Source organism: Flagellimonas lutimaris (assembly GCF_051494225.1).
Lineage (GTDB): Bacteria > Bacteroidota > Bacteroidia > Flavobacteriales > Flavobacteriaceae > Flagellimonas > Flagellimonas lutimaris_A.
This window is the reverse complement of record NZ_JBNPYE010000024.1, coordinates 1-1,336: the sequence shown is the minus strand read 5'-3', so window position 1 is coordinate 1,336 and position 1,336 is coordinate 1. Positions and strand designations below refer to the sequence as shown.

The window sequence follows — 1,336 nt, the reverse complement described above, 5'->3', positions numbered from 1 at the left end:
GGACACTATCCCAATAAGTGTGTAATTTAAAAATAACGGGGGTTTGACTTTATTAGAGTCTGACCCTTTTTTCATAGATCGTTAGGAACTGGTTTAAAATGATGCCCCAGTTCCTAATGGGCATGGACCACTTTTTGGTGGCCTCCCTTGTGGCCAAATATACGGATTTCATCACCGCATCGTCAGTTGGGAAGGAGAGTTTGTTCTTGGTGTACTTGCGTATCTTCCCGTTCAGGTTCTCGATAAGGTTGGTGGTATAGATGATCTTTCGTATCTCCACTGGGAACCCGTAGAACACGGTGAGTTCGTCCCAGTTGTCCCTCCAGCTCCTTATCGCATAGGAATACTTGCCCTCCCATTTTTTGGCGAAGTCCTCCAGGGCGGCCTTTGCGGCCTTCTCGTTGGGTGCATTGTAGATGCCCTTCATGTCCGCGGTAAAGGCCTTCTTGTCCTTCCATACCACATAGCGGCAGGCATTGCGTATCTGGTGCACCACGCATATCTGGGTCCTGGACTCGGGGAAGACGTTTTTGATGGTGTCCGTGAACCCGTTCAGGTTGTCGGTGGCGGTGATCAGGATGTCCTCGGTGCCGCGGGCCTTCATGTCGGTGAGCACCGACATCCAGAAGGCCGCCGACTCGTTCTTGCCCAGCCATAGGCCCAGCACTTCCTTCTTTCCGTCCCTGCGCAGGCCCACGGCCACGTACACGGTCTTGTTGATCACCTTGGAGGATTCCCTGACCTTGAAGACGATGCCGTCCATCCATACGATCAGATAGACCGGTTCCAGAGGGCGGTTCTGCCATGCGACAATGTCGTCCGCCACTTTTTCGGTGATCCTTGATATGGTGGAAGTGGATACCTCAAAGCCATAGGCCTCCCGTATCTGCTCCTCTATGTCACTGACCGACATGCCCTTGGCGTATAGGGATACGATGATGTTCTCGATGCCGTCCACCATGTTGCCCCGTTTGGGGACGACCATGGGGTTGAAACTAGCATCCCTGTCCCTGGGGACGGATATCTCGGACTCCCCGAAGGAGGTCCTCACTTTCTTTTTGGAGTGTCCGTTGCGCTTGTTGGCATTGGACGAGCGCTGGTGCCTCTCGTAATCCAGATGCCCGTCCAGTTCCCCTTCCAGCATCTTCTCGATGCCGCGCTTCTGGAGTTCCTTGAGAAAACCGTTGAGCTCGTCTCCCGATTTGAACTGCTTCAGGAAATCGTCATTGAACAATTCTTCTTTCTTCATAATGTGCAAATATTTAAAATTAGACAAAAAATTAGCGGGGGCATGCCCCCGCTAATTTTCTATTTACACACTTTATGAGATAGTCCT

The 1,336-nt window shown here is 51.6% G+C and carries 1 protein-coding gene; it reads right to left on the bottom strand.

What is annotated here, in order from left to right:
• Window positions 1-52: 52 nt before the first annotated feature.
• The gene (locus ACQQ5U_RS19360; RefSeq protein ID WP_437400106.1) at window positions 53-1,249 is read right to left on the bottom strand and encodes an IS256 family transposase; all 1,197 of its coding nucleotides are present in this window, start codon (window positions 1,247-1,249) and stop codon (window positions 53-55) included.
• Window positions 1,250-1,336 lie beyond the last annotated feature (87 nt).